The organism is Microbacterium sp. SLBN-146 (assembly GCF_006715145.1).
In the GTDB taxonomy this organism is placed as follows: Bacteria; Actinomycetota; Actinomycetes; order Actinomycetales; family Microbacteriaceae; genus Microbacterium.
In genome coordinates, this window is record NZ_VFMR01000001.1 from 2,579,210 (window position 1) to 2,604,706 (window position 25,497).

Below are 25,497 nucleotides of genomic sequence, written 5' to 3' on the forward strand. Positions count from 1 at the left end.
AGTGGGTTCCCCCGAGAACAACTCATCAACGGGCGGTGATCGGACCGCCCCCGATGAAGGAGACCACCGTGCGCAAGACCATCACCCTGGGCGTCGTGGCTGGGGCCATCGCCGCCATGGGCTTGATCGCCCCGGCCCAAGCCGCCACGTCGGCCAACGCTCAGCTGTCCGTTCTTCATGGAATCCCCGACACACCTGTCGATGTCTATGTCAACGGTGACCTGACCCTGGACGACTTCGAGCCGGGCGACCTCGCGGGCCCCCTCGCGCTCCCCGCCGGCGACTACTCGGTCGCGCTGACCGCGCCCGACGCCGCTGACGACAGCGCGCCGGTCCTCGGACCCGTCACGCTGACGCTCGCAGCAGGCACGAACTACACCGCGGTCGCCCACCTCACCGCTGACGGCAGCCCGACGGTGACCCCGTTCGTGAACGACACGGCCACGACGGCCGCAGGTGAAGGTCGGCTGACGGTGCGTCACACCGCCGCCGCGCCCGCCGTTGACATCCTCGCGGGCGGTACGCCGGTCATCGAGGGCCTCACGAACCCCAACGAGGCGACGCTCAATCTGCCCGCCGGCACCATTTCGGCCGCCGTCGCCGCAGCGGGAACCACCGACCCCGTGATCGGCCCGGCAGACGTCGCGATCCAGGAAGGCACGCTCACGATCGTCTACGCGTGGGGAAGCCTCGAGGATGAGAACCTGAACCTCGCCGTTCAGACCATCAGCGGTCTGCACTCCGCGCCCGACGGTGTCAACTCCGGCACCGGCGGACAGCTCGCTCAGCGTGACGCCACGAACCAGATGCTCCTGATCGGCGGTGGCATCCTGCTCATCGCCGCCATCGGTGCCGGTTCGGTCGTCGCCGTCCGCTCGCGGTCGGGCCGCTGAATCAGAGGCACCCGATGAAGAGGACGATCGCGACGGCGCTGGCCGCCGTCGCGATCGTCCTCGGGACGGCGGGATGCGGAGCCACCACCCCCAGTGCTCCGGTCCCGACCATCCCGGTGGAGTCGTCACCCCCGCCGGCACCCCCCACGCCGGCGGTCGACGTTCCCGTCGCGGCCGCCACCCTTGCACCGGTGAAGGAACCTGTTCCTCCCGTGCGGGTGGCGGTCGCGTCCATCGGAGTAGACATGCCCATCGTCCCCGTCGGTGTCGAGCTGGGGGGATTCATGGAACTGGACCCCGATCCCGCCATCGGCGGGTGGTATCGATTCGGTTCCGACGCCGTCAGCGAGCAGGGGAACGTCGTCATCTCGGCGCACGTGGACTCGCCCGATCACCCGATCGGCCCGTTCAGCAAGCTCCGGGATCTGTCCGCGGGAGCGGAAGTTCAGATGACGGATGCCGCGGGGACGACGCACACTTACGCGGTGACCAGCGTCACCTACTACCCGAAGACCGAACTGCCCGTCGATGAGCTCTTCGCCCGGACGGGAGACCGAACGCTCGTGCTGATCACGTGCGGCGGCGGATATGACGCAACTGTGGGCAGGTACACCGATAACGTGGTCGCCATTGCGACCCCCATCGCGTGAGACTGCCTCGACGATGAGCAGATGAGAGGAGCCGGCGTGACAAGCCCGGATGAGCTGGAAATCGCCCAGCGCTTTCGCGACGGTGACGAGCGTGCACTCGAGGAGGTCTACCGTCGGTGGTCGCCGATCGTCTTCACCCTCGCCCTCCGCTCGCTCGGAGACCGCGGCGACGCGGAGGATGCCACGCAGAAGGCCTTCGTCTCTGCATGGACGTCGCGTGCTTCGTACGATCCGGCCAAGTCGAAACTGTCGACGTGGTTGGTCGCCATCACGAAGCGTCGCGTCGCGGATATGCACGAGGCCCGGGCCAAAGTGAGAGCGTTGCAGGAAGAGTTGCAGCGGCTCGCGAGCCCTGACGAGATGGTGGGCGGCGAAGTCGATCTCGGTGACAGTCTTCTGCTCGCGGATGAGATCGACCGGCTCGAACCCGACGCTCAGACCGTCGTCCGATTGGCTTTCTACGACGATCTCACTCACGATCAGATCTCCGAGAGGCTGCAGATGCCGCTCGGCACCGTGAAGAGCCATATCCGACGAAGTCTCTCCCGCATGCGCACACGATTGGAGGTGGGACATGTCGCATCTTGACCCCGAGCGCCTCGCGCTGACAGCTGCCGGCGCGGAGCTCACGCCAACTGAGCAGGAGCACATCGACGCCTGTGACGACTGCGCGCTGGAACTCGCCGAACTGGAACACACCGTCGACGTCGCGCGCGCCACAGCGCTCCTCGGTCCCCTCGAAACACCGCCGGAGCGCGTGTGGGAGAGGATCTCGGCCGAGGTCCGCGCCGCGGCCGCAGAAGCACCGCCGACGCGTCGAGAGCGCCGCCCTCGCCGCACCAGCGCGCTCACGAAACTCATGTTCACGCTCGCCGCAAGCATCGCCATGGTGCTCGTCGCGGTGGGAGTCTGGTCCGTCGTCCGGCCGGTGCAGGTGGTCGAGCTCGCCGCCGCGAGCCTCGATGCCTTCCCCGCTCACCCGGGTTCGGCAGGAGAGGCCGTCGTCGTCGAGAACCCCGATGGTCAACTCGAAGTCCGCGTCGCGCTCGATGCGGATGACTTCGAGGACGGATACCGCGAAGTCTGGCTGATCAAGGCCGATGCATCCGATCTCGTCAGCCTCGGAGTGCTGCAGGGCCGAGACGGCGTCTTCACCGTTCCCGAGGGGATCGACATCCACGACTTCGTGCTGGTCGACATCTCGCAGGAGCACGAAGACGGCGACCCCACGCATTCCGGCGATTCGGTCGTGCGAGGTGAGCTGCAGTTCGCCTGAGGAATGGCGGGCTCCGTGGGGGCGTTGTATGCTGGTGTGCTCGGATGCCACGGCATCCGGCGTATGACAACTCCACAGAGTGACAGTGGTTCTCTTCGAAAGAAGGTTCACGGGGATGATCGGTTTCGACATCGCCTGCGAATCCACGAGAAGCGGGCCGAGGATGCAGGGTTATCTCGTAAACGCCCTCTGCAAAAATATAACTGCCGATAAGAAGCAGTCTGACTTCGCCCTCGCTGCGTAAGTAGCGAGCCCGAGTCCGTCAGTCCGTGTGTGATTCCGTCACGGTTTCTGGCGTCATCTAGGAATCTTGCTGCGTGATGTTGTCTGGTCGTCACGCGGGACTTTCACCAGGCTGGGCCTGTCGACTTAGGTGTCTGTGACAAAGGTCGGGGCCGAGTAGAACGCATGCATAGACTGCGCCCGGAGAAGGCGTGGAGACCCAGCGATGGACGGGGGTTCGATTCCCCCCATCTCCACTGAACTGCTGTCACGACGGAAGGACCCGACGCCCGCGAATCAACGCGGACGTCGGGTCCTTCCGTCTCTTCGGGACCGCGTGAAACGAGTGATCGCCCGCATGCCTCCGATCGCTGGTTGACTGGACGTCATGGACACCATGGCGATGTTCCCGCTGGGGAGCGTGCTGTTCCCCTACACGCCGCTCGCGCTGAGGGTGTTCGAGCCGCGCTACCTCACGATGATCGGGCGACTCCTCGATGTGACGGATCCCGAGTTCGGGGTCGTGCTCATCGAGCGAGGACTCGAAGCAGGAGGCGGAGATCAACGTGCGTCCGTGGGCACCAGAGCGCGCATCCTGCAGATCGAGGCCGGCGCCGAAGACCTCTACGTCGTCGCGGTGGGCGGCGAGCGGCTGAGCGTTCACGAGTGGCGTGAGGACGATCCCTACCCCATCGCTCACGTATCGACGATGCCACCGCTCACGTGGGACGACGCACTCGAGCCCCTGCGTCGCGAGGCGGAACGGGTCGTCCGGCGCGTCGGGAGTCTCGCGTCGGCGCTGGGAGAATCACGATGGGATCCGGAGACGCCGCTGTCCGATGATCCTCTGGAGTCGTCCTGGCAGCTGGCCGCCATCACCCCGTTGGGGGAGTACGACCGGTTTCGTCTGCTGAACTCGACCACTCTCGGAGGCCTGCTGCGCGCCGTCATCGACCTGTCGCTCGACGAGGAGACGGTGCTCATTGCCCGCATCGCGGACGCGCGAGACCAGAACGAGGACGACCTCTAGACCCGAGTCCGCGACCCCGGCCGAATGCTCAGCCCGCAGGATCGTCGTCGCCTTGGCGGCGACGGCGATCACGCTGGGACACGGCGACGGCGGCGGCGCCGCTGGTCGCGGCGGCGAGCCCGGTCAGAGCGCTGACGAGCGGCTGGCCCAGGGTGAGCAGACTGACGATGACGCCCACGAAGAACACGAGCGCAAGCAAGCCGGTCGTGAACTTCATTTCTCCAGGCTAGGGACGTCGACGGCTGTGGGGCACTTCTAGGGGCGACTGGCGCCGGCGGAGTGCTCTCCAGATCAGACGTTCCGGCGATGCATCCATCTGGCCAGGAATACTCCCGCAGCGCCGACGACGATCATCGCTGCTCCAGCCCACGTCCAGAGTCCTTCGCTCGTGGTGACTCCGCGGACCGCCAGCACGAGACCGCCCAGCAGGCACCCCGTCGCCACGAGGGTCCGTACCCAACGTGCGAGCCGCCGACGCGGGCGATGCATACCTTCTGGCAGCGACCCGGGTCTCTTGCCGTACTCGTCTTCGCTCATGGACAGTCCAATCGCCCGTCGAGACGTCAGCGTATCGTGAGCGCGCGTGGCGCAATGCACCTCCCTTCACGGACGAGAGAGGGGATGGTAGCTGCCCGAGCGATGTCAGGATATGCGTCTAGGGTGCCGCTATGAGCGAATCGGGATGGCGGGGATTCCTCGCCAGCGCGGGCCTTGATGATTGGTCGATCCTTCATGGTGGCCCGACGGCGGTCTACCGGGTGGAATCCCTGACGAATGCCGCTCGGCTCGCCGCCGCGATCGCCGATCTGCCCGGACTAGGGCTCCGCACCGTCTTGACGCTGGCATCCGACCGCATGACCGTCAAGCTGACGCGCGAACTCTGGGCAACGGAGCAGGAGCATGTCGAGGTGGCGCGCGCGATCTCCGCCGTCGCTCGCGAATTCTCAGCAGTTGCCGATGCGAGTGCCGCTCAAGAAGTCCAGGTGGCGATCGCCGCGCATCCCGACGCGATCGATCTCCCGTTCTGGCGCGCAGTGCTCGGCTATGCGCCGATGGCGGAGGACAACGGCATCGACCCTCTTGGGCAAAGCTCGACGGTGTGGATGCAGGACCTCGATTCCGCGAAGCCTCTCCGGCACGCGATGCATCTCGACGTCTCGCTGTCGAAAGACCACATCCGGGCACGTCTCGAGACAGCTCTCACGGCGGGTGGCCGTATCGTCGACGACTCGGAAGCGCCGGCCTCGTGGATCCTCGCCGACAGATCCGGCAACAAGGTGTGCCTCGCGGCCTGGCCCGATGGTGCAGCACCGTCCGCGTGAACGGTTCTACTCGTCCCGTGAGGGGAGCGCGATCCGAAGGGACGTCCCTTCTCCGAGGACCGACGAGATGGATAGGTCCCCATGGTGGGCCTGAACGATCTCGCGAACGATCGCCAGTCCGAGTCCTGTTCCCTGGACAGCCTGATCCTGAGCATTGGTGGCGCGGTAGAAGCGGTCGAAGACGTGAGGGATGTCGTCCTCCGGAATGCCCATACCCGTGTCGGTGATGCTGATGACGACAGTCGTGGTTCCGTCTGATTGAAGCGCGGGCTTCATATCGACGTGGATACGACCGGACGAAGGCGTGAACTTCACGGCGTTCTCGATCACGTTCATGAACGCCTGCTCGAGTTGGTCCTCGTCGCCGTCGATGACGGCCCCTCCCTCGGCGCTCATCGTCAGAGATGCGCCCTGGGAAGCGGCGAGCGGACGGAGCGACTCTTCCACGCGCCGAAGCACCCGACCGACCTCGAACGACCTGGCAGTTTGCGTCGCGCGTCCGGACTCCAGCCGTGCAAGGAGCAGCATGTCTCTGGCGAGGTCATGAAGCCGACGCGCGTTGCGCTCGACGATCCACAACCTCTTCTTCGTACTCGCAGAGAGCGCCTCGTCGTCATCGAGAACGAGGTCGAGGTATCCCAGGATGGACGTCAACGGCGTTCGCATCTCGTGGCTCATCGTGTTGATGATGTCGCTCTTCGACTTGTCGAGCTCCTTCAGTTGCTGGACCAGGAGCTCCTGTCGCTCGAGCAGACGGGCGAGCGCGGCATGGCGGGACATCACGGTGACGGCGGCGAGGACGATGGCGGCCGCAGCCAGCACCAAGGCGACGGTGGGGACATGGGTCTGTGAGGCGATGAGCAGGACCACAAGGCTGGCGAGGACCGCGAGCGCTGGCACCGGCAGGATCCGGGGATTCGAGATCGTGGGGGTGATGCGGGGTTCGATTCGCGTCACGCCATCGACCCAGATCGCGGTGCAGGCGAGACCGAGCGTCCACGCGGCGTCGAGCGGAGTACCAGTCGAGTAGGTGCCCTCGCGGGTGAGCAGCGCATAGACGATGTCTGCCCCCGCGAACAAGAGGAATCCGACGACGAGGAAGGGCCAGCGAGGGCCGAGTCGCAGGACCGGTGAGGCGAAGATGGCGACGATGGCGGTGACGAGGAGAACATCGAACAGCGGGTACAGGGCAGCAATGGCCACACTCAGCGGATCGGTGCCGCTGGCGGCATCCGTGAATACCGGTCCGAGGATCGCGGCGAGGACCGCGGCCGCCCCCAGTGACGCCACAGCGCCGTCGAACAACGCCGAATTGAGGGAGCCGGGGGATTGACGCAGAACCAGCACCAGCAGGGCAGCCAAGGTGAGCGGGTAGTAGAGGAGGTATCCGACGTCGGCGAGCGACGGCGAGGGGAGCTCGCCTGAGGGGTTCATCGCGATGGCGTAGTACGTATCCCCTGCGGCGTTGAACGCCACTCCGATCGCAGCGAGGATCACTTCCGGTCTCGCGAACCTCGTCCGCACGGCGACGAGCCAGAAGACGCCGACGGGGACCCATTGAGCAACACTCGACAGCCACACGTTCACGAAGGTCGAGGCGGGGTCCCCAGGCACGAGGAGAAGCACGAGGAAGACCAGATTGACCACGAGCGTGAGGATGATGAGCGCACGGATCGCCCGGTCCAAGCGGCCGCTACCTGCCTCGGAACGCGGCGGAGTGGCGGACTGATCTGCTCCTGAGACGATCATCCATCCCTCCATCCGACCGGCACCGCACAACCACCTGGGCCACGTCGCCCACACGATCCGTCCGCGCGTCCTGCACGGCGACCGTGTTCCTCACGCCGCAGGTCGAGTGCGGTTCTGAGTGCTCCGAACTCTACGGGGCCGCGGTCGCCGAACTCGCTGTGACATGCGCGACGGCGATCTTGGTTTGCGCGGGTGAGTCGTTCTGGTTCAGGGATCGATACCTGTCAGGTCTCCCCGGCAGGGTCACCAGATCGTGCCGCCGCCGATCGAGATGCCGCCCCAGGTGAGTGCGATGAAGATCGCCGCGAACACGACGGGTGCGATGCCCTGACCGCTCCGTGCGAGCCCCTTGAGGAGTGCGATCACAGCAAGGACAGTCGCGACGATGGAAAGGCCGCCGCCCAAGATCAGACCGATGAACAGTGGAATGGGCATGAGAAGCAGGCCGGCGAGTGCGAACCAGAAGGCAGCCCAGGCGGTCGGGTTCGAGCGGCGTGCTGCGGAGGAAGACATGTCTCCATTATGAGTGCCCGTGCGGGGCAGGCGAGGAACCGAGGCGGGGTGGTCGGATGGCGCCGGTGGGTACGCTGATTGCGGCGTGCTCGTCATCGGGGTCGAGGCGCTTCAGAACGTCGTGAGGAGCCGTGACGGATGACCGTGTGGTGTGAGCGACTGATTCTGGACGGCATCGTGCATGAGAGTGTCCGGTTGGTGGCCGGGCCAGACGGACACGTCAGTGCGTTCGCGGTCGGTGAGGACCCGCACTCCGGAGACGTGATGATCGGTACGGCCCTACCGGGGGCCGCGAATGCCCATTCGCACGCCTTCCACCGCGCTCTGCGTGGGCGCACTCACGATCACGGCGGCGACTTCTGGACGTGGCGTGCGTTGATGTACCGCACCGCCGCGCTGCTCACACCGGAACGATACGGCCGGCTCGCCCGCGCGGTGTTCGCCGAGATGCTGTCGACGGGATACACGGCGGTGGGGGAGTTCCACTACGTTCACCACCGGCCCGACGGCCGTCCCTATCCGCACGAGATGGAGCTCGCCATCGCGGATGCCGCCGCGGACGTCGGCATCCGCTTGACGCTGCTCGACACCGCGTACCTCAACGGCGGGATCGGCGAGCCGCTGTCGGCCGCACAGAAGCGCTTCGGCGACGGCACCGCCGAGGCCTTCTTGAGTCGGTGGCACGAGCTCGCAGCGCTCGTCCCGGGGCTGGGCGCCGCGATTCACTCGGTGCGGGGGGTCGCGCCTGCCGATATCCGCACGATCGTCGAGGGACTTCCTCCCGACGTGCCGCTCCATGTTCACCTCTCCGAGCAGCCGAAGGAGAACGCGGATTCCCTGGCCGTCTACGGTGCCACGCCCACACGTGTGCTCGCACGCGAAGGCATGCTGGGTCCTCGTGCGAGCGTCGTCCATGCCACACACCTCACCGCCGACGACATCGACGCTCTCGGCGCTGCCGGCGTCACCGTCGTCATGTGTCCCACGACGGAAGGCGACCTCGGTGACGGAATCGGCCCCGCGAGGGAACTCCTCGATGCCGGGGCGGCTCTCGCCATCGGGTCGGACCAGAACGCCGTCGTCGATCCGTTCCTCGAAACCCGCGGGCTCGAAATGCAGGAGCGTCTTCGCAGTCTCCGCCGTGGGCGATTCACCATGGCGGAGCTCGGAGCGGCGATGAGTGAAAGCGGCTATCGCTCGCTCGGGCATCCTGCACCCCTGACGGTCGGCGGACCGCTCGACCTCATCGAGATCGACACTCGGTCGGCCAGGACGATCGGAGCAGAGCCGGCGCAGCTGGTGCTGTGCGCGACAGCATCCGATATCCGTCGTGTCGTGGTGGGCGGGCGCGTCGTAGCGGAAGAGGCAGCGCTGGCAGATGGTCGGCGCCCCGAGGATATGCTCGCTGACGCGATCGCGGAGGTGACAACGTGAGTACGTTGCTGACCGATATCGGAGAGCTCACGACGAATGATCCGGATGTCGGACGCCGTCACGACGCGGCGATCGTGATCGAGGACGGTCGAATCGCCTGGATCGGCAATGCCGCCTCAGCCCCGCCCGCTGACGAGGCGCTGGGTCTCGGGGGAGCGGCGCTCCTTCCCGGCTGGGTCGATACGCACACGCACCTCATCTTCGCGGGGGATCGATCCGGTGAATTCGAAGCCCGCATGGCGGGTGAGCGCTACGCCGCCGGCGGGATCGCGGTCACCGTCGCTGCGACGCGGGAGGCGACCGTCGATGAGCTCCGGGCGAACGCGGCATCTCTGCGTGCAGAGGCTGAGCGGGGCGGAACGACCTTTCTCGAGACGAAGACCGGCTACGGGCTCGACATCGACTCCGAAGTGCGCAGCGCGCGCGTCGCGCGAGACATCGCCGACAGCGTGACGTTCCTCGGCGCGCACGTCGTGCCTTCCGGGGTCGATGCACGCGAGTACGTGGACCTCGTCCGCGGACCGATGCTCGCGGCCGTGCGCCCGTACGTCGATGCGATCGACGTGTTCTGCGAGGACGGCGCCTTCACGGTGGACCAATCACGCGAAGTGCTTCTCGCGGGCCGCGCTGCCGGCCTTGCCCTGCGTGTGCACGGCAATCAGCTCGGTCATTCCGGAGGCGTGGCCTTGGCGGTCGAGCTGGGCGCGCGAAGCGTCGACCACTGCAACCACCTCACCGCGGATGACATCGACCTGCTCGCCGCATCCGACACCGTGGCGACGTTCCTGCCGGCGTGCGACCTGTCGACGCGCGAGCCCTTCGGACCCGCGCGCCAGCTCATCGACGCCGGAGCGACCGTGGCGCTCGCGACGAACTGCAACCCCGGGACGTCCTTCACGACGTCGATGCAGTTCTGCGTCGCCACTGCCGTCCTCCAGATGCGCCTCACGGTCGAGGAAGCCGTGTTCGCCGCCACCACCGCGGCGGCGCGCTCGGTGGATCGGGACGATGTGGGCGTCATCCGTGTGGGCGCGCGCGCCGATCTGCAGACACTTGCCGCGCCGGGGATCTCCCATCTGGCCTACCGGCCGGGCGTGCCGCTCACCGATCGGGTCTGGAAGGACGGGAAACTCCTCGCTCGCTGAGTGCGCTCAGCTGCCGCTGTAGAGCTCCCCGACGGGCACCGCCACGGAAAGGACATTCCCGGGCTGTGCGAGCGGGCACGCCCACGCCGGGTCGTACGCGCACGACGGGTTGTACGCGAAGTTGAAGTCGAGCACGATCGTGCCGCGCGCGGCATCCGAACCGAGGTCGGCTCCTTTGATCGTGTCGATCAGATAGCGACCCCCGCCGTAGGTGCCGCCCGGGCGCCCCGCCAGTCCATCTCTGACGGGGACGAAGAGTCCGCCGCCGTACGATGTGAGCCGCCAGACGTCGAGCGAACCGGCATCCGGTATCTGGACGACACCCACACGCTCGAACGGGACGACTCCGTCGGTGCCGGTCGCGAACTCGAAGCGGCCCGGCTCGGCGGGGAGGATGGGAAGCTCGAACCGCCAGTCCGGATCGTAGGGGGCGATTGACAGACCCTCGAAGAGCAATCGGTCGTCTTCGAGGAGAGGCGTCGCAGGATGCCGCGCCATGAGGTCGTCGCGCTCGATACGCCAGAGTTCGTGGGCCTCTTCGGGATCGTCCGCCCGTCGGACCTCGGCGTAGAGGGCGAAAACTCGGCGTCGCCAGTCGACGACCTCCGCGGCGGTGCGCGCACTGTGAGCGGTCATCCCCTCAGGCTACGTGCCTCGGCTCTCGCGTCGCGCGGTCCATTGACGCGCGCGGTGTCTGGTGCCATGCTCAGCGCACCAGCGCCATTGGGGTGAGAGCTGGCAGACGCAGGTCTGTGTACCACGGGGGGTGCGCCATAAACGCAACGGCAACACCGACACCCACACCGACACCATTCGACCCGGCGGGAACGGCTGCAAATGTCGCTCTGTCGAACTACTACCTGGCGATCATTTTGATCGTGGCGGCGATCACCGTCATTGTGATCGCACTCGGCTTCGCCTGGATCTATCACCGGAAAGCGCTCCAGATCATCATGTCGGCGGTTTCCCGAGGTGCGATTCTCGGTTCCCCTGTGAACGAGGATGTCGGGGCACGCGGGGTCGGGCCGCGCGTCGTCGGGCCCTCCTGCGGCAAGCCCTCAGAGGAGTTCTTCTTCGTGCTCATCGGTGTGGACGCCAGCACCGCCGTGAAGTGGACGGCCGCGGACGGGTCGCCATCCTCCGGCGACGAGCAGACGTTCACCACGAAGTTCGCTGCGGGCGGGGATCACACCGTCCAGGTTGCGATCGACGGAGTGGCCGAGCCTCTGACGAAGACGGTCACCGTCGGCGCTGCGTCCGGATCGGGCGCGCCGATCGCGATCCCGTTCGTGTTGAAGAACTGGGGACGCCTTGTCATCGTCCTGTTCGGTGTCGGCGTGATCGCCGCACTCATGGTGACGAAGACCATCAGCGCGGAGGCCGGGATCGGCATCCTCGGCGCACTACTGGGCGTCGGAGCTACCGCAGCGGCGGCCGGGGGCGCGGGCGGTGACACGGTGACCAGCGGCGTGCAGCCTCCTTCGGGGGATTCCGGAACCGTGCCCGACTCCGGATCGGTGCTGGGTCGACGTGGCAAGAAGTGACGGTCGTCTGCCCGGAACCGGGTTCGACGACGACGATCCCGTCGAGGTGCTCGGGTCGGCGTGGACGATGGGTCAACTCCGCTCTCCCGGCGGCGCGTGGCTGATCAAGCCGGTCCGCCCGCCGGAGTACGACGTTCTTCCCTGGCCCGATGGAGAGTGGGTCATGGCCGTCGTAGACACGGGTGTGTGCGACGACTACCCGCCGCTCGCTGGTCGCATCGTCGAGCAGGTCGATCTGACAGGAGAGGGTGTCCGTGATGAGGACGGACACGGAACCGCGGTGACGGCCATCATGCTCGCCTACAACTCGCCACGTACGAAGATCGTGAGCGTCAAAGCGCTCGATCGCGATGGCGCCTCGTCGGTCGGTCGACTCGCGGTCGGCATGAGGAAGGCCGCCGCGCTCTTGCGTGGACGAGGGACGATCATCAATCTCTCCGCGGGGCGGCGCACCCCGGCCTGCGCGGGCACCTGTCCGCTGTGCACGACCGCGAAGCAACTCGAGGCTGACGGCTTCCGCCTGCTCGCTGCTGCGGGCAACACCCCCGGCGTCACCTACTGTCCTGCGAAGAGCACCGCCTTCGCGATCACCTCGACAGAGCAGGATGCCGCACCCGGGACGATCCAGGTCGAGCTTCCGCCGTGGGAGCCGCTCGATCCGGAGGGCATCTAGCGGGCCTCGCGAGTGCTGTCTGAAGCTACGCCTACGCTGTCACCATGGCGACGGAACAATTGACCTTTCAGGCGAAGATCGGTGTCGAGGTCAAGGGCGACACCTGGACCTGTATCGAGATCCCTGGATCTGCCGAATTCTTCGGAGCAGGCAAGACCGTCAGAGTCGACGCGAAGGTCGACGACCTCGTTCTCGAGAACGTCGGTGCGATGGTGACAGGCACGGGCGGACACATGGTGTCTCTCAACGCGAAGGTTCGCAAGGCCATCGGCAAGGACATCGGAGACGTCGTCGCCGTGGAGATCACGAAGCGCTAGGAGCGCTCTCTGCCCTGCCCGCGTTTAGGCTGACTCGGTGCGAGAGTTCATTCGCGGAGCCGCGATGCTGGGTCGTGGCTTCGGATACTGGTCCCGACGCCCCGGGTTGATGGCCCTCGGACTCGTCCCGGCCGCGATCGTCGCTGCACTCTTCCTCGCGGCACTGATCGCGCTCGGCGCCTTCTTGCCGGGGATCACGGAAGCGCTCACCCCTTTCGCGGGAACGTGGCCCGCTGTCTGGGCGACCGTCATCCGAATCGCCGTCGGGACGGCGCTCATCGGAGCCGCTCTCGTGCTCGTGGCGGTGACGTTCACCGCCGCCACTCTTGTCGTGGGGGAGCCCTTCTACGATCGGATCTGGCGTGCCGTCGAGGGCGAACTCGGCGACGCGGATATCGAAGCCGACTACGGCTTCTGGCAATCGGTCGGCGATGCGACGCGCCTGGTCGTGCGGGGTATCGCCGCCGCGCTCCTCGCCGCTCTCGCCGGTCTGATTCCGGTCGTCGGGGGAGTGATCGCGACGTTCCTCGGTGTGCTGATGACGGGCTGGCTGCTCGCCGTCGAACTGACATCTCGTGCTCTGACGGCCCGTGGCATCCGCCCCGATACTCGCAAGGAGCTGCTGCGCCGGCGCAGGGGCCTCGCGCTCGGATTCGGTGTCGCGACGCAGTTGTGCTTTCTCGTCCCCGGTGGCGCGGTCGCGACGATGGCCGCCGCCGTGGCGGGATCCACGATGCTCGCGCGAACACTCCTGGAGCCGACAGCGGGCGCCGAATCCGAGGGATCGGACCCGACGGCAGCTGTCGCGTAGCGGGCGACGATCGCGACATGGACGATCCCCGGCTCCCCGTCAACCCCTTTGCGGGTCGCTGAGTCGGCGAGCAGGCTGGTTGTCCACGTCACCGCAACAGGAGGAACCATGTCTACCGACTCACCCCAGGAAGCCCACCAAGACGCCGACACGATGCCGGACACGGAAGAACTCGAAGAGCCCAGCACGGAAAAGGATCCGGGCGAGGAGCCCAAGAGCGAAACGCCCGATGACCCGGATGCCGACCACCACGCCGTGGGAATCGGTGTGATCGACGACGGCCCCGCGCCTGCCCACTCGTAGGGGGATTGACCCTGGCTACTGCTTGCCGCCGTCGATCCAGTGCGTGTGCGCCTTGAGCGCATGGAGCACGGCGAGACGCACGACGAAGTAGACCACGACCGCCAGCACGGCCACGATGACTGCATAGAAGAGGATCGCGACGAGGATTCCGGTGCCGAACATCATCAGCCCACCCTATGCACCGCTCCGGGCGCTCGCACAATTCGCGTGATCAGGAGACCATCGTGACGGTTGCGAGCGCCGAGTCCCAGCGGCGCATGTGCGTTGCGTGACCGTCGCGAGGGAGCCCGACGAGTTCGCGCGCATGATCGACCGCCTCGCGACGAAGCCGTCGGGCCAACGTGACGTGCGGAGTCCACGCTCCGGGAGCCGTGTGGGGGAGATCCTCTCCCGGCGGCGCCAGCGCGTGGACGGTGCGGTGAAGCTCTGTGAGCGGTTCGTCGAGTCGGACAGGTCGCGCGAGCACCACACGACTCCCGTGGTCGAACGTGATCGGATCTCCGAGTCGGATGCCGATGGGCAATTGCCGCACCGCTGCGCCGAAATCGGTGACGGGAAGCTCACGGCGAGCGAGCAGGGTCACGTGTGGCCGGTTCGATGGAGACGTATGGGCGGCGAGACTCGAGAGTCCGGCGTCGGACAGGCGCCGCCAGTCGTCACGCACGGCACGCTCGGTGTCAGCATCGAGCAGGAGTTCGATGCTGACGACCTGGTTCCGTGGCGTCACACCTGACGCTTGATGAATCGCATGAGCCATGCGATGACGGCGAGCACGAGAACGACGATGCCGATCCACAGCAAGAACTTCACGGCTTCGACGAAGATGCCGAGCGCGAGCAAGACGAGTCCGATGATGAGCAGGATGATGGCGAGTGCGGGCATGCTTCCATCATCGCGGCACTCTCCGAGATCTTCACCGGGTTGACACGACTCCGAAAATTCTCCAATCCGTTCTCGGAACGGCTCCGAACAGAGGTCACCCGACGCTCTGGCCTGCGCGGGGACGTGTGCGAGGAGGCGCCATGGCCACTGGGGAATGGGGCGTGGCAGCGGGTGGACGGGTTTCCCGTCGCATCCCTCGCCCGCATGCGGTGCGGACCCCGCGGCCGATGTGGATGCGTGTAGCCGGGGGGCATACGGATCAGTCGGCCGTGGGCCCGCGGCCCATACGTGTCGCACACGCAAGCGTTGTCAGCGGGTGGGTCGCTGCCTCCCTCGGCGGGGACGTGCATGAGCGAATCGGGCACGTGAGGCTCCGGATGCCGCGATCCTTGCGGACCACCTCGGAGGGGACCTCAGAGATCCTCCCCCCGACAACCCCGCGGTCCGCGGAGCCAACAGCCGCAGCCATCCCGATGCCACCGCCGATGTCGGCACGGCAGTTCCTCGCATCCCTCGGTGAAGCCGAGGTCTCACGCTCCGCCCCTGCTTCCGTCCAACGGACTCCCGCCGCCACGCCCGATCGTGCGGTGTCGGAGCCGCGAGTGCTGACCAAGCCGAAGGCGATCTCGGCGGAGGAGCACCGCGCCGACATGCCGTCGGGGGACCCGGTCAACGCGTGGCTTCTCGGCCATCTGCGCGCGGGACTATGGCTCGTCGCAGTGCTCGCGGTCGCCGGCGTCACTCTCGTCGCCGTCCTGACTCGACCCGCTCGCTCGGCCGAAGAGGCGGCGCTCGCGACGCCTGCGTGGATGCCCTTCCTGACGGGAGGGTCTGCTGCTGCGGGACCCTGGGACGGCTCTGCTCTCGCCACGCTGCAGATCGGCGCCTACACGCACCTCTCGGGCGCTGTCGTCCGGTGGGACTCCGCGATCTTCGCTGCGCGAGAGGCGATGGTCTTCTTCGCGCTGCTGTCCGCGATCCTGGTCTGGCTCATCGCTCGCCGACTCCGGCTGTCGATTCCCGCGGCTGCTGCAGCCACTCTCGCCTTCCTCGTCGTTCCGATCGGTCTGCAGACCCACGGTCTAGTGAGCGCCGACACCGTCGCTCTGCCCTGGGCGCTCCTGGCCCTGCTCCTGGCGCTCAGTTCACGACGACAGATCGCGGGATTCGTGCTCGCGGGTCTCGCGTTCGCCATCGCGACGCTCACATCTGTCGCGTTCGCCGTGATGCTCCCGCTCGTCGTCTGGCTCATGGTCCGCTCGACGCACGCGGGGCGCCGCGCCTGGCCGCTTGTCACGGGCGGTCTCATGCTCGCGGCGGGCGTTGCGGCATCCGTTCTTCCGGTCGTCTTGGGCGGTGACCTCGACGTGGTCGGCGCCGCGATACCGGCCGCGCTCGTGACGATCACGATACCGATCGCCGCCATCGTCGTCGCGGGAGTCGTGGACATCTCGATCGGACGGATGAGACGTAAGGGTCCCACGCGCTACGCCGCGATCGGCATCGTCTCGCTCGCCTCGGCGGGTGTCCTCATCGGGATGCCCGTGTGGTCCCTCCTCGCCACGGCCCCCGCGTCGAGCGAACGACCCGACGCGACGATCGCGGCTCAGGAGTGGATCATCGACAACGTCGATCCGTCACAGCGCGTGGTCGTCGATGACGTCATGCGCGCCGACCTTCTGTCGGCCGGATGGCGCGACCCGGACGTCGAGGGTTACACCGCGGCATCCGGAGCCCTTCCGGGGGACTGGCGTGACGCGGACATCGTCGTGACTCGCCAGCGCTCTGATCTGGCGGACGCCAGCCGCGTCGTGGCCCGGTTCGGGGAGGGGCCGAACGCGCTCGAGATCCGGCAGGTGTCGTCTGACGGACTCGCCGCGCGGACATCCGCCGCCGTCGCTGCCGCCGTCGACCGCCGGCGTGCCGGATCCGAGCTTGCAGAGAACCCCCGACTCCTCCTCACCGATGACGCGCGCGCAGCACTCGCGGAGGGGCGAGTGGACGAGCGGATCATTCTGGTTCTCGGGGCTCTCGCGGCGGAAGGCGACGTGGCGATCGACGGCTTCCCCGTCGTCGAGGGTGAGGAAGGTCGGACGCTCCGCCAGGTGAGCCTCAGCGGACTGAACGCCGAACCCCTCGCCCGCGAAGACCGCGCGAATGCACTCGCCACACGGCTGATCGATGCGCTCCAGGGTGCTTTCGCCCCGGACGACTCCTCGGCCGTCGATGACGCGCTCGTCCTGCGCTACTCGATCGAACTCGACCCTCTCGTCCCCTGACCTTCGCCGTTCCCCGCCACAGAGAAGAGATGCTCATGATCCGCCGTCACATCCGTGTCGCCCTGATCGCCGCCATCGGTGCTGTCACGCTGTCGATCGCGGCCGTCGCCCCGGCATCCGCCATTCCGGGTCCCGCGGCCGTCTCTGCCGCGGAAGGGAGCACCGGATGGGTGCGACTCGGCCACTTCTCACCCGACACGAAGCAGGTCGACGTCCGCGTCACGGCGCTTCGGGGAGGATCCACCGTGCTGGAGCTCGCCGGCGTCGGCTACGGGGACGTGTCGCCGTACGCGCAACTGGGAACGGGGTCGTACACCGTTGCCATGGTTGCCGCCGGATCGAACAGCTGGGCCGACCCCGTTCTGTCGGCGCGCTTGACCGTCGACGCCGGATCAGCCTCGACTCTCGCCGCATACGGTCCGAGCCGCGATCTTCGCGTGCGCGCGTTCACGGACGACCTGTCGGCTCCCGCCGCCGGATCTGCGCGGATCCGTCTCATTCAGGCATCCACCCTGACCGACGTTGTCGACGTCCGGACGACGACTGGTGTCTCGATCGCGCAAGGCGCTCGAGCCGGGTCGGTGACCCCGTACACGGAGGTGCCGGCCGGCCCCTGGACCTTCGAACTGACGGGCGACGGCGTGGCCGACACGGCGACCGTCGACGCTCCGTCTGGGAGTGTCGCGACGCTCTTCGTGCTCGACACCGCCGACGGTGGACTCACGATCCTTCCCGTTCTCGATAGCGCCGCCGCCGCGGTCACTCCCGACGGGGGAGTGCAAACGGGAGGCGGCTGGCTGGCTCACGCCCAGACGGTGACCAGGACCGGAGCGGGCCTCGGCGCAGGCGCCGTGTACGCCGTGTGATGTCGTATTTCGCGATGGCCCCCCGCATGCGCGGCCCTGCTCACGCGCAGCGTCGCGCGTGGGCGCTGCGCGTGTGGGTCCAGCGTCACCGCATCCGTCTCGCGCTCTACGGAGCGGCCGGTGCGCTCGCGCTCCTCGCCGGTATGGGAGTCGGCGTCACGACGGCCGGCTCGTTCGGCGAGACGGCCGGGCGAGATGGTGCCGCGCCGCCGGCTGCTCCCTCTGAAGCCGCGGGACCGGTCGAGGTGTCAGCGGGTGCTCTCCAGGATCCCTCTCGCGCGTCCGAGTTCGCCTCCGCCACGGATGCCGAGCCTGTTCGTCTCTCCATCCCGTCGATCGGCGTCGACACGGCGCTCGAGTCGCTCGGACTCGGTGCCGGAAACGAGCTCTTGCCGCCCGTCGACTTCGATCGTGCCGGGTGGTTCGCGGAAGGAACAGTGCCGGGCGATGTCGGCCCGTCGATCATCGCGGGTCATGTCGACTCGCCGTCCGCTCCGGCGGTCTTCCTCCGGATCGGCGAGCTCGCTCCGGGCGATGAGGTCGTCGTCGATCTGTCGAACGGTGAATCGGTGGCGTTCACCGTCACGGGAACGATGCAGACGCCGAAGGCGGCGTTTCCGACGAGCGACGTCTACGGTCCGACTCCGCGGGCAGATCTCCGCCTGATCACGTGTTCGGGCAGCTTCGATGACGGGACCGGGCACTACCTCGACAACGTGGTGGTCTTCGCGACACGAACGTGAGCTGTCAGTCGCGCGCCCACAGCTCTTCGATCGGAACCGTACGACCGAGAATGCGCTCCGCAGCGCGGTGGCCCGAGTGGAGTGCCGCCGTCACCGTCGCGGGATCATCCGTCCAGGTCGCCTCGCCCGCGAGGTGAAGCACGCCGCCCACAGGGGTCGCGAGGTCGTCGTGGTCGGCTGTGGTCGATCCGACGGTCATGTAGGCGTACGAACCGCGCGCGAACGGGTCGTCCTGCCACGCCGTCACGCTCACGGAGGTCGGCTCGACGGCGCGGTCGCCGTACAGACGTCGCAACTGCGTCATCACCGAGGCGATGAGGTCGTCTTGCGGCCACGTGCGCGTTTCGACGGCGGCCGAACCCGCGGCGAAGGTGAGGAGCGTCGGTGTGCCGTGCAGCGCCGTGAGGTCGTACCAGGAGTGCCACCACCTGCTGTCCGGTCCCTGCTGGCGGATCGCGTAAACGCCGTCGTCCCAGAACTTCTCGGGAAACCGGAGGAACACCTTCTCGAAGGCGTTCATCGTCAAGCGGCCGAGAGCGCCCGCGACCGGCTCGGGGAGAGGTGGATCGATCGTGAACTCGCTCGACTGAAGGATGCCGACGGGCACCGTGACGACCACCGAATCGGCCGACCACGTGCCGTCGTCCGTTGTGACGGTCACGCCCGACGGAGACCACTCGACACGAGTGACCCGCTCCTCCAGCCGGACATCGAGTCCCTTCGCGAGTGCGGTGGGCAGGCGGTCGTAGCCGTCGGGGAACACGACTTCGTCTCCGTCGACGACATCGTCGTCGAGCCCGTGGGCGGCGAGGTCGTCGATCCACGCGCCGTACTGTTCCTCGCTCCGATGCTCGAGGTACTCCCGAACGCGCTGTGTGCGCGCGGCATCCCATCCCTGGCGGGCGAGTGCGATCTCGGTCACGTCGCGATACGAGGCACGGGGCTCGGATTCCGCGATCACATCGACGAGCTCGGCGTCGACGGTGTGCACGTCGTTCGCGAAGCTCTGTGCGTCGTGCGGGCTCAGCCTCGTGGCATCCGGTCCGTAGTAGGCGATCGGTCGACTGTCGGGCTGGTAGCCGCCGACGGTGAACTCGACCATTCGCATGCCGAACGCCTCGGCTGCCGCGGCGACGGCGCTGTCGTTGATGCCGTGGATCCACGACGCCCCGAGGTCGGTCGTGTTGCCGTCGAGCCGCTCGGTGTGCACACGCCCGCCGACGCGGTCTCGTGCTTCGAGCACCACGACGTTTCGTCCCGCGCGGCGGACGAGCCGAGCGGCGCTGAGCCCGGCGACTCCGGCGCCCACGACGATCGTGTCCAGGTTGTCCATGAGCGGCCTCCTCGGCGAAGTCGAGTGTGCTCACCGACGCTACCGCTCGCGGCGGTCTCGCGCTGGGGTGGCGACCCAGGTCTCTTCCCGAACCGATCTCGGTTGCGCCACACTCGGTTCCGGCGGCACCGTGTGGAGTCGGCCGCTGAAGGGACGAACGATGTCGCAGGGAACGAGACGCATGGGGATCGTCGCCGCGATGGCCGTGGGGATTCTGCTGGTGTCAGCGTGTGCGCCGGATCGGATGGCCGAGGAACGCGTGCCTGAGGCTTATGCCACGAAGAGCCCCACGGCCGTGCCCATCGTCGAACCGGAAGTGACACCGGAGCCGGAACCGACGCACGGACTCTGCGATCAGGGCACCCTCGTCGCCATCTGGGCGCACTACGACGACGACTTGATCTTCGGCCATTCGCGCGTGAGCGATGCGCTTCAGGAGGGCTGGTGCGTCACGGTCGCCTATCTTTCCGCTGGTGATGCCGGGCGGGGCGTGGAGTACTCGCAGGGGCGCGAGCAAGGGATCAGGAACGCGTACGACGCGCTTCGGGGGTATAGCGGAGACTGGAGCGAGAACACCGATGTTCTGAACACCGGCGTCACCGTCGAAGAATGGCAACCGGTGGACGACCCGAGGCTTCTCCTGCTCTCCTTCCGGCTCGTCGACGGAAACATCGACGGGAGCGGCTTCGCGAGCATGGGCTACGAGAGCCTCGCGAAGCTCGCGGCCGGTGACATCCCGACGGTGCGCGACGTCGATGGTCCCGAGCAGCTCACCATCGACGACATCACGCATTCTCTCGTCGAGATCCTCACGGATGCCGGACCTGACCAGATCCTCACCGGCATGCCTGCCGAAGCGGGCGAGCTCGCCGACGGCGATCATTCGGACCACAGAACGGCAGCGTCCTTCGCTCGTGCCGCGTGGCGCAGCATGGACGTCGATCCGGCGATCGTCTCCCTGGCGATCGGGTACCAGACGCAGAACTACCCCGTGAACGTCGAAGGCGACGTTCTCGAGCGCAAGGTCTCGGCCTTCTCGGCGTACGCCATCCAGGATCCCGTGACGGCGAACTGCCGCGACCTCGACTCGTGCCTCAACCTCAGGCTCTTCGGGGCGTGGCTCCAACGGGAGTATTCGAAGACCGCTGCCGAGCTGAATCTGCCCTGACCCGATTCGCCCCGGGGCCACGAGAGGACTTTAGGCTGATCTGAGGCACCCGTCCGGGTGCGGCAAAGGAGCGATCATGCGCGCGACACTCAACGGAACCGTCATCGCCGAGGCCCCCGAAGAGGATCTCGTCCGGATCGAAGGAAACTGGTACTTCCCGCCGGCGAGCGTGGACTTCTCGCTCATCGCGGAAAGCCCGACGCCGTACACGTGCCCGTGGAAGGGCGCCTGCCAGTACTACCACGTCGTCATCGACGGGGAGCAGTTCGCGGACCGCGCTTGGGCCTACCCGTCCCTGTACAACGGTGCGATCGAGCGCGTCGGCACCGACTTCTCGGGCTACGTCGCGTTCGCGCCCGGCGTCGAGGTCGGCGAGTAGCCGCTACGCCTTCGGCCACTCCACGAGCAGAAGACCCTGCTTCGTGTCGGCCAGTTCGACCGCGCCATCGGTGAAGAGGTACGTCATACCGTACCCTTCCGCGTCGACGGCGATCGTCGTCTCGGGGTTCTCCGTGATGTAGACGCCTTCGGCGGCCTCTTCTCGGATCCAGCCTTGACTCGTGAGCGACGACTGGGCCGCGCGTGCGTCGTCTGGCGTGATGGGTGCCCATCCGTACAGCTGCAGGTGGTCGCCGGCGGGGGCGTCGAAGTCGGCCCACACGCACATGATGCCGTCGACGATCTCGAGCTCGCCGATGTAGAACGGGCTCTCCTCGTAGGTCCAGCCCACGCTCTCGAAGTCGGTGACGGTGGCCACGGGGATGATGGTTTCGCACGCCGGTTCGCCTGCCTCGGGAGAGGTCGGATCGGTCTCCGAGGGCTCAGGGGCGGGGCTGCTCGGCGCCGACACGGCAGTGTCGGTCGGCTCCGGCTCGGTGCCGGGGTCCTGTGCGCAGGCGGTGAGGAGGACGAGTGCCGCTGTGAGCGCGATCACTGCGCCGACGCGGCGGGAGGGGAAAGTCATCGAATGGCTCCGAGCTGGGGACGGGAGTCAGGAAGTGTGCAGCAGATCGAGAAAGGTGTCGTGCAGTCGCCCGTTGGTGGCGAGCGATGAGCGTTCGGTGAGGGAGTGCGCGCCGGAGTAGGCGGTGAAGGACCCGCCGGCCTCGATCACGATCGGAGCAAGGGCGGCGATGTCGTACTCCTTGACTCCGAACTCTGCCACGAGTTCGAGGCGTCCTTCGGCAAGGAGCATGTACGGCCAGGCGTCGCCGTATCCGCGGTCACGCCAGACCGCGTCGGTGAGTCGAGTGAGGGCGTCGAGCTCACCGGCATCCCGCCACTGCTCGATGCTCTGGAAACTGACGCTCGCCTTCGCGACATCGTCGACGTCGGAGACCGAGATGCGACGCTCTTCGCCTGACGGGGTGATAGTCCAGGCGCCGAGTCCTGTCGCTCCCCACCAGCGGCGGGAGATCGCCGGCTGGCTCACAACCCCCACACGTGGCACGCCATCGATCGCGAGCGCGATGAGGGTGCTCCACATCGGGATGCCGCGCAGGTAGTTGTGCGTGCCGTCGATCGGGTCGATGATCCACTGGCGCGATGACTCGCCCGTGCTGCCGAACTCTTCGCCGAGCACGCTGTCATCGGGGCGCTCAGACGCGAGAATCTCGCGGATCGCCTTCTCGGTCGCGATGTCGGCATCGGTGACGAAGCTGGCGTCGGGCTTGGCCTGGACGTCGAGATCGGGGGAGTCGAAGCGCGGCATCGCGACCGCGTCTGCGGCATCCGCCAGCTGAAGAGCGAGCTGCAGGTCGTCCCGCAGATCCCCGTCGAACGGCGCATCGAAGGCTGCGGCGGGGGAGAGGGACGTCACGGGATCAAGGATAACTGTCAGCTCCCGTCTCGATTTCCGAGTGACCCGATCGTGATGCTAATGTTGACCCTCGGTTCGCCTCGTACGAATCAACGCACCTCTAGCTCAATCGGCAGAGCAACTGACTCTTAATCAGTGGGTTCTGGGTTCAAGTCCCAGGGGGTGCACCACAGAGAAGGCCCGGAAACGCTGAGTGAAATCAGAGTCCGGGCCTTCGCCAGTTCCCGACCGTATGCGGGAATCAGCGCAAAATGCGCACGTGCCCTGCCGCGCTGAGTCCGAGCGTTGTCTCCGCGTGATCCGACTGTGCCCATGACCTCGACCATACGACGGCGGGCCAGAGCGCGCAGAATCTTCCGGCTGCGATGTTTGGATGCCTCTTTAGCTGTGGACCATGCGAGGCGACGTCGCGTCGCGTCGTATGCCGAATGTGTTCTGGAGCGCTTGTACGGACAGCCGGGCCTTCAACCGCCCGTCAATCGGGTATCCGACGATGCGGCCAAAGCCGACGTCGTTGACGGACGAGAAGGTACTGCTTGCCCTCCGCGGCCCTGCGTTGCGTGACTCCATCAGCCACAGCCGGTCGGTGCGCCCGCGGCGAGAAGCGTGCGGCAGCCGGACGCCCTCGTCCATGACCGCGCAGAGGTCGTCGCGCACGAGCAGGGGTGAGAGCGGCCGAGCGGGTGAGTCCCGCGGGGCGACACGGGCAATGAGCGGCGAACGCGCGGGTGAAGTTGCGCGCGGGTGGTGGCGGGGCTTGCCCGTGATTCCGCGACGCGACGGTGATGTCCCGATCTGGAGCCCCCGGCTCTTCCCTGAAGGTATGAGTCACGCAATCGATCCGTTGCGCGACGCGAGATTCGAATACGGGGAGTTCCACATTGCATTTTCTCAGGACTCGAATGGGCTCGGCCCTGCTCGCACTGACACTCGTTGCTGTCGGCATCGTTGGCCAGGAACCACAGCGTCTGTGAGTGCTGCCAGTGCCGCGAGCTACTCCGCGTGTGTTGGAAACCCAACCCCAAAGTTCCGGGTTCAACCACTACCTCCTGGAATGGTAGAAATCCCAAGGACTGCAACGCTCGGTACCAGCTGTACGACACAAGCAGAGGGCGCGGAGCGCTCGTCATCGACATCAACAAGAAGGCCAACACCACGGCTTTCTGGAAGGCAGTGAATCAGGGCTACTCCGCGGCCCAGACATGGTGCAGCAAGAACTCACTGAGTTGCTCTATCCTCGTGTCGGTTGGAGTCGCACTGCTACAACCGCTCACGAGCGCTGCGAGAGGTTGAGTGATGGTCAGAAGGTCTGTGACACAGTTCATGCCGATCCTCGCAGCTCTGTCCGTCTACGCAGTGGCTAACGTTCTCCTGTTACTTACAGCGCTCCAGTTGCTCGACCGCCTGCTGCTCAGTGCGGGCGTCGCGCTTGTGGTCGTCGCTGTGTCTTCACGCGTGTTCCACCGAGTGAAGCACAGGCGTGTCAGCCCCGAGCAGGTCAGTGGGGGCGAGGGCGACAGTCTGACACCGACGGCACGACAGTAGGATTGCGAAACTGCGCCACCCGCCGTACGAGCCCTTTGGCGAACAGGACTCCGCCTCATCACCAATCGGTGATGAGGCGGAAACGTGTTCGCGCGATCGCCGATCAGGCGTCAGCGCCTTCGTCTTCCTCGGGCTCGAAGGTCGACTGCTCACCTGTGTGACCGGCGGCGACTCCGTCTGGGTCGGCGGGAATCGTGCCGTCCTGGCCGAGGCCACCAGGCTCTTGCTCACCTTCGGCGTCGTTCACGGGATCCTTCTGGTCTGCTGAGTCGCTCATCGACTTCTCCTTCCACACCGGGTCGCCCAGGATATGTGCGCCATCGGTGCGGTCGCGACCCCCTTGACAGGGATCCAAGCGGTTTCCGCTCGGGCCCGGACGACGAGTCAGCCGATGCAACCGATGACGGCATCCACCGCACCATCGGTCAGCGACACCGTTTGGCCGCCAAATGTGGTGGGGTACGCCGTGAACTGCTGAGACACCTCGTCGACCGCGGCGATCTCCGACGGTTCTCCGTCGAGCGTGGGCACCATCCATACGCCCACCTCGTAGTTGAATCCCGCAACGTCGTACTCGGCCGCGACGAGGTAGGCGTCGGGGATGCTCGGAGAGGCGACCGCGGCGGACTGCTCGGTGGGCGTCAGGGCGAGATCGCCCGCGCCCGAGGCGATGGCTTCGAGCACCGAGGGGCTGACCTCGAGGCACTCGAAAGTGCCGGGAGCGCCGTCGTCGGGGAGGGATGGCTCGGGGTCGGGGGATCCGGCCGTGCATCCCGCGAGCATCAGCATCCCAGCGAGACCGACGACGGCGACCGATCGAGTGAAGCCAGTGTCCATGCATCCGAGCGTATCGTCGGCGTAGATTCCGCAGCGCGATCCGCCCGGACCCAGCAGAATGTCGAAAAGACCCGAACTGCGCAATCCGGAGACGAAACGCAGCAGCTTGAGTCTTCTCGGCCAGAAGGGGCGAGGTTCGACTC

General features: G+C 66.9%; 31 protein-coding genes, 1 tRNA gene and 1 other RNA gene. 20 read left to right on the top strand and 13 right to left on the bottom strand.

Features of this window, described 5'->3' with window-relative positions; genetic code table 11:
- Positions 1-68 precede the first annotated feature (68 nt).
- The 6 genes from FBY39_RS11345 (at position 69) to FBY39_RS11370 (ending at position 4,071) form a co-directional block, all read left to right on the top strand.
- A complete protein-coding gene (locus tag FBY39_RS11345) occupies positions 69-893 on the top strand; it encodes a DUF4397 domain-containing protein (RefSeq protein ID WP_141932393.1) in 825 nt (274 codons plus the stop codon).
- A 14-nt stretch (positions 894-907) separates the two neighbouring features.
- Positions 908-1,543, top strand: coding sequence for a class F sortase (locus FBY39_RS11350; protein ID WP_141932394.1), 636 nt, complete (start codon positions 908-910; stop codon positions 1,541-1,543).
- A 21-nt stretch (positions 1,544-1,564) separates the two neighbouring features.
- On the top strand, positions 1,565-2,131 hold the full coding sequence (locus FBY39_RS11355) for a sigma-70 family RNA polymerase sigma factor (protein WP_141932395.1): 567 nt from the start codon (positions 1,565-1,567) through the stop codon (positions 2,129-2,131).
- A complete protein-coding gene (locus FBY39_RS11360) occupies positions 2,118-2,819 on the top strand; it encodes an anti-sigma factor (protein ID WP_141932396.1) in 702 nt (233 codons plus the stop codon). Before FBY39_RS11355 ends, FBY39_RS11360 begins: the two co-directional genes overlap by 14 nt.
- A 111-nt stretch (positions 2,820-2,930) precedes the next feature.
- Positions 2,931-3,301: a transfer-messenger RNA gene (gene ssrA, locus FBY39_RS11365) on the top strand.
- 128 nt (positions 3,302-3,429) lie between these two features.
- Positions 3,430-4,071 carry an LON peptidase substrate-binding domain-containing protein gene (locus FBY39_RS11370; protein ID WP_141932397.1) on the top strand — a complete coding sequence of 214 codons (642 nt, stop codon included), beginning with the start codon at positions 3,430-3,432 and terminating at the stop codon, positions 4,069-4,071.
- A 28-nt stretch (positions 4,072-4,099) separates the two neighbouring features.
- Here the strand turns inward: FBY39_RS11370 and FBY39_RS11375 are convergent, their stop codons facing one another.
- Both FBY39_RS11375 and FBY39_RS11380 read right to left on the bottom strand, forming a co-directional pair.
- A complete protein-coding gene (locus tag FBY39_RS11375; RefSeq protein WP_141932398.1) occupies positions 4,100-4,288 on the bottom strand; it encodes a hypothetical protein in 189 nt (62 codons plus the stop codon).
- A gap of 74 nt (positions 4,289-4,362) precedes the next feature.
- Positions 4,363-4,608: a hypothetical protein gene (locus tag FBY39_RS11380; RefSeq protein ID WP_141932399.1), complete on the bottom strand. Its 246-nt coding sequence runs from the start codon at positions 4,606-4,608 to the stop codon at positions 4,363-4,365.
- Positions 4,609-4,739: 131 nt separating this feature from the next.
- Here FBY39_RS11380 and FBY39_RS11385 point away from each other — a divergent pair, with 131 nt between their 5' ends.
- Complete coding sequence (locus FBY39_RS11385; protein WP_141932400.1) at positions 4,740-5,393, top strand: VOC family protein; 654 nt, start codon at positions 4,740-4,742, stop codon at positions 5,391-5,393.
- A gap of 6 nt (positions 5,394-5,399) precedes the next feature.
- Here FBY39_RS11385 and FBY39_RS11390 read toward each other — a convergent pair whose 3' ends face one another.
- Both FBY39_RS11390 and FBY39_RS11395 read right to left on the bottom strand, forming a co-directional pair.
- Entirely contained in the window at positions 5,400-7,142 is a 1,743-nt protein-coding gene (locus FBY39_RS11390) for a cell wall metabolism sensor histidine kinase WalK (RefSeq protein WP_160133103.1), read from the bottom strand.
- A gap of 243 nt (positions 7,143-7,385) precedes the next feature.
- Entirely contained in the window at positions 7,386-7,655 is a 270-nt protein-coding gene (locus tag FBY39_RS11395; protein WP_141932402.1) for a hypothetical protein, read from the bottom strand.
- A 138-nt stretch (positions 7,656-7,793) separates the two neighbouring features.
- On the opposite strand from FBY39_RS11395, the gene FBY39_RS11400 reads away from it, so the two are divergent.
- Both FBY39_RS11400 and hutI read left to right on the top strand, forming a co-directional pair.
- Positions 7,794-9,089 carry a formimidoylglutamate deiminase gene (locus FBY39_RS11400; RefSeq protein WP_141932403.1) on the top strand — a complete coding sequence of 432 codons (1,296 nt, stop codon included), beginning with the start codon at positions 7,794-7,796 and terminating at the stop codon, positions 9,087-9,089.
- A complete protein-coding gene (gene hutI, locus FBY39_RS11405) occupies positions 9,086-10,234 on the top strand; it encodes an imidazolonepropionase (protein WP_141932404.1) in 1,149 nt (382 codons plus the stop codon). The genes FBY39_RS11400 and hutI overlap by 4 nt, the downstream gene beginning before the upstream one ends.
- A gap of 6 nt (positions 10,235-10,240) precedes the next feature.
- Here hutI and FBY39_RS11410 read toward each other — a convergent pair whose 3' ends face one another.
- Positions 10,241-10,870 (bottom strand): DUF1684 domain-containing protein, encoded by a 630-nt coding sequence (locus FBY39_RS11410; RefSeq protein WP_141932405.1) that lies wholly within the window; start codon positions 10,868-10,870, stop codon positions 10,241-10,243.
- 242 nt (positions 10,871-11,112) lie between these two features.
- Here FBY39_RS11410 and FBY39_RS11415 point away from each other — a divergent pair, with 242 nt between their 5' ends.
- From FBY39_RS11415 to FBY39_RS11435, 5 genes are all read left to right on the top strand, one after another.
- Positions 11,113-11,778, top strand: coding sequence for a PKD domain-containing protein (locus FBY39_RS11415; RefSeq protein WP_141932406.1), 666 nt, complete (start codon positions 11,113-11,115; stop codon positions 11,776-11,778).
- Positions 11,765-12,451, top strand: a complete 687-nt coding sequence (locus tag FBY39_RS11420) for a S8 family serine peptidase (protein ID WP_141932407.1) — start codon at positions 11,765-11,767, stop codon at positions 12,449-12,451. The genes FBY39_RS11415 and FBY39_RS11420 overlap by 14 nt, the downstream gene beginning before the upstream one ends.
- Positions 12,452-12,495: 44 nt before the next feature.
- Complete coding sequence (locus tag FBY39_RS11425; protein ID WP_141932408.1) at positions 12,496-12,768, top strand: DUF1905 domain-containing protein; 273 nt, start codon at positions 12,496-12,498, stop codon at positions 12,766-12,768.
- A 37-nt stretch (positions 12,769-12,805) separates the two neighbouring features.
- Entirely contained in the window at positions 12,806-13,579 is a 774-nt protein-coding gene (locus FBY39_RS11430) for an EI24 domain-containing protein (protein WP_260837763.1), read from the top strand.
- 108 nt (positions 13,580-13,687) lie between these two features.
- Positions 13,688-13,882, top strand: coding sequence for a hypothetical protein (locus FBY39_RS11435; protein ID WP_141932409.1), 195 nt, complete (start codon positions 13,688-13,690; stop codon positions 13,880-13,882).
- Between the two features lie 15 nt (positions 13,883-13,897).
- Here the strand turns inward: FBY39_RS11435 and FBY39_RS16465 are convergent, their stop codons facing one another.
- Genes FBY39_RS16465 through FBY39_RS16535 form a run of 3 tightly spaced genes read right to left on the bottom strand, consistent with a single transcriptional unit; the run spans position 13,898 to position 14,764 of the window.
- Entirely contained in the window at positions 13,898-14,047 is a 150-nt protein-coding gene (locus FBY39_RS16465) for a hypothetical protein (RefSeq protein ID WP_160133105.1), read from the bottom strand.
- A 46-nt stretch (positions 14,048-14,093) separates the two neighbouring features.
- Positions 14,094-14,609: a 2'-5' RNA ligase family protein gene (locus FBY39_RS11440; protein WP_260837764.1), complete on the bottom strand. Its 516-nt coding sequence runs from the start codon at positions 14,607-14,609 to the stop codon at positions 14,094-14,096.
- The gene (locus FBY39_RS16535; protein WP_179522133.1) at positions 14,606-14,764 is read right to left on the bottom strand and encodes a hypothetical protein; all 159 of its coding nucleotides are present in this window, start codon (positions 14,762-14,764) and stop codon (positions 14,606-14,608) included. Before FBY39_RS16535 ends, FBY39_RS11440 begins: the two co-directional genes overlap by 4 nt.
- A gap of 602 nt (positions 14,765-15,366) precedes the next feature.
- Between FBY39_RS16535 and FBY39_RS11445 the strand changes: the two genes are divergently transcribed.
- The 3 genes from FBY39_RS11445 to FBY39_RS11455 are packed head-to-tail and all read left to right on the top strand — an operon-like array spanning position 15,367 to position 18,652.
- Positions 15,367-17,043: a glycosyltransferase family 39 protein gene (locus FBY39_RS11445; RefSeq protein WP_222115688.1), complete on the top strand. Its 1,677-nt coding sequence runs from the start codon at positions 15,367-15,369 to the stop codon at positions 17,041-17,043.
- 35 nt (positions 17,044-17,078) lie between these two features.
- Positions 17,079-17,909 carry a DUF4397 domain-containing protein gene (locus tag FBY39_RS11450; protein WP_160133109.1) on the top strand — a complete coding sequence of 277 codons (831 nt, stop codon included), beginning with the start codon at positions 17,079-17,081 and terminating at the stop codon, positions 17,907-17,909.
- 14 nt (positions 17,910-17,923) lie between these two features.
- Positions 17,924-18,652 (top strand): class F sortase, encoded by a 729-nt coding sequence (locus FBY39_RS11455; protein ID WP_222115689.1) that lies wholly within the window; start codon positions 17,924-17,926, stop codon positions 18,650-18,652.
- Between the two features lie 4 nt (positions 18,653-18,656).
- Here FBY39_RS11455 and FBY39_RS11460 read toward each other — a convergent pair whose 3' ends face one another.
- The gene (locus FBY39_RS11460) at positions 18,657-19,985 is read right to left on the bottom strand and encodes an NAD(P)/FAD-dependent oxidoreductase (RefSeq protein WP_141932413.1); all 1,329 of its coding nucleotides are present in this window, start codon (positions 19,983-19,985) and stop codon (positions 18,657-18,659) included.
- 160 nt (positions 19,986-20,145) lie between these two features.
- Between FBY39_RS11460 and FBY39_RS11465 the strand changes: the two genes are divergently transcribed.
- Both FBY39_RS11465 and FBY39_RS11470 read left to right on the top strand, forming a co-directional pair.
- Complete coding sequence (locus FBY39_RS11465; protein WP_160133111.1) at positions 20,146-21,153, top strand: PIG-L deacetylase family protein; 1,008 nt, start codon at positions 20,146-20,148, stop codon at positions 21,151-21,153.
- Between the two features lie 76 nt (positions 21,154-21,229).
- Positions 21,230-21,532 carry a DUF427 domain-containing protein gene (locus FBY39_RS11470; RefSeq protein ID WP_141932415.1) on the top strand — a complete coding sequence of 101 codons (303 nt, stop codon included), beginning with the start codon at positions 21,230-21,232 and terminating at the stop codon, positions 21,530-21,532.
- Between the two features lie 3 nt (positions 21,533-21,535).
- Here the strand turns inward: FBY39_RS11470 and FBY39_RS11475 are convergent, their stop codons facing one another.
- Together FBY39_RS11475 and FBY39_RS11480 are read right to left on the bottom strand one after the other, a co-directional pair.
- Positions 21,536-22,117, bottom strand: coding sequence for a hypothetical protein (locus tag FBY39_RS11475; RefSeq protein WP_141932416.1), 582 nt, complete (start codon positions 22,115-22,117; stop codon positions 21,536-21,538).
- A 27-nt stretch (positions 22,118-22,144) separates the two neighbouring features.
- Complete coding sequence (locus tag FBY39_RS11480; RefSeq protein WP_260837774.1) at positions 22,145-22,972, bottom strand: inositol monophosphatase family protein; 828 nt, start codon at positions 22,970-22,972, stop codon at positions 22,145-22,147.
- Positions 22,973-23,066: 94 nt separating this feature from the next.
- Between FBY39_RS11480 and FBY39_RS11485 the strand changes: the two genes are divergently transcribed.
- Positions 23,067-23,142, top strand: a tRNA-Lys gene (locus FBY39_RS11485).
- A gap of 1,478 nt (positions 23,143-24,620) precedes the next feature.
- Here the strand turns inward: FBY39_RS11485 and FBY39_RS16470 are convergent.
- Both FBY39_RS16470 and FBY39_RS11490 read right to left on the bottom strand, forming a co-directional pair.
- Complete coding sequence (locus tag FBY39_RS16470) at positions 24,621-24,794, bottom strand: hypothetical protein (RefSeq protein ID WP_160133112.1); 174 nt, start codon at positions 24,792-24,794, stop codon at positions 24,621-24,623.
- Between the two features lie 107 nt (positions 24,795-24,901).
- Positions 24,902-25,354: a hypothetical protein gene (locus tag FBY39_RS11490; RefSeq protein ID WP_141932418.1), complete on the bottom strand. Its 453-nt coding sequence runs from the start codon at positions 25,352-25,354 to the stop codon at positions 24,902-24,904.
- Positions 25,355-25,497: the final 143 nt, after the last annotated feature.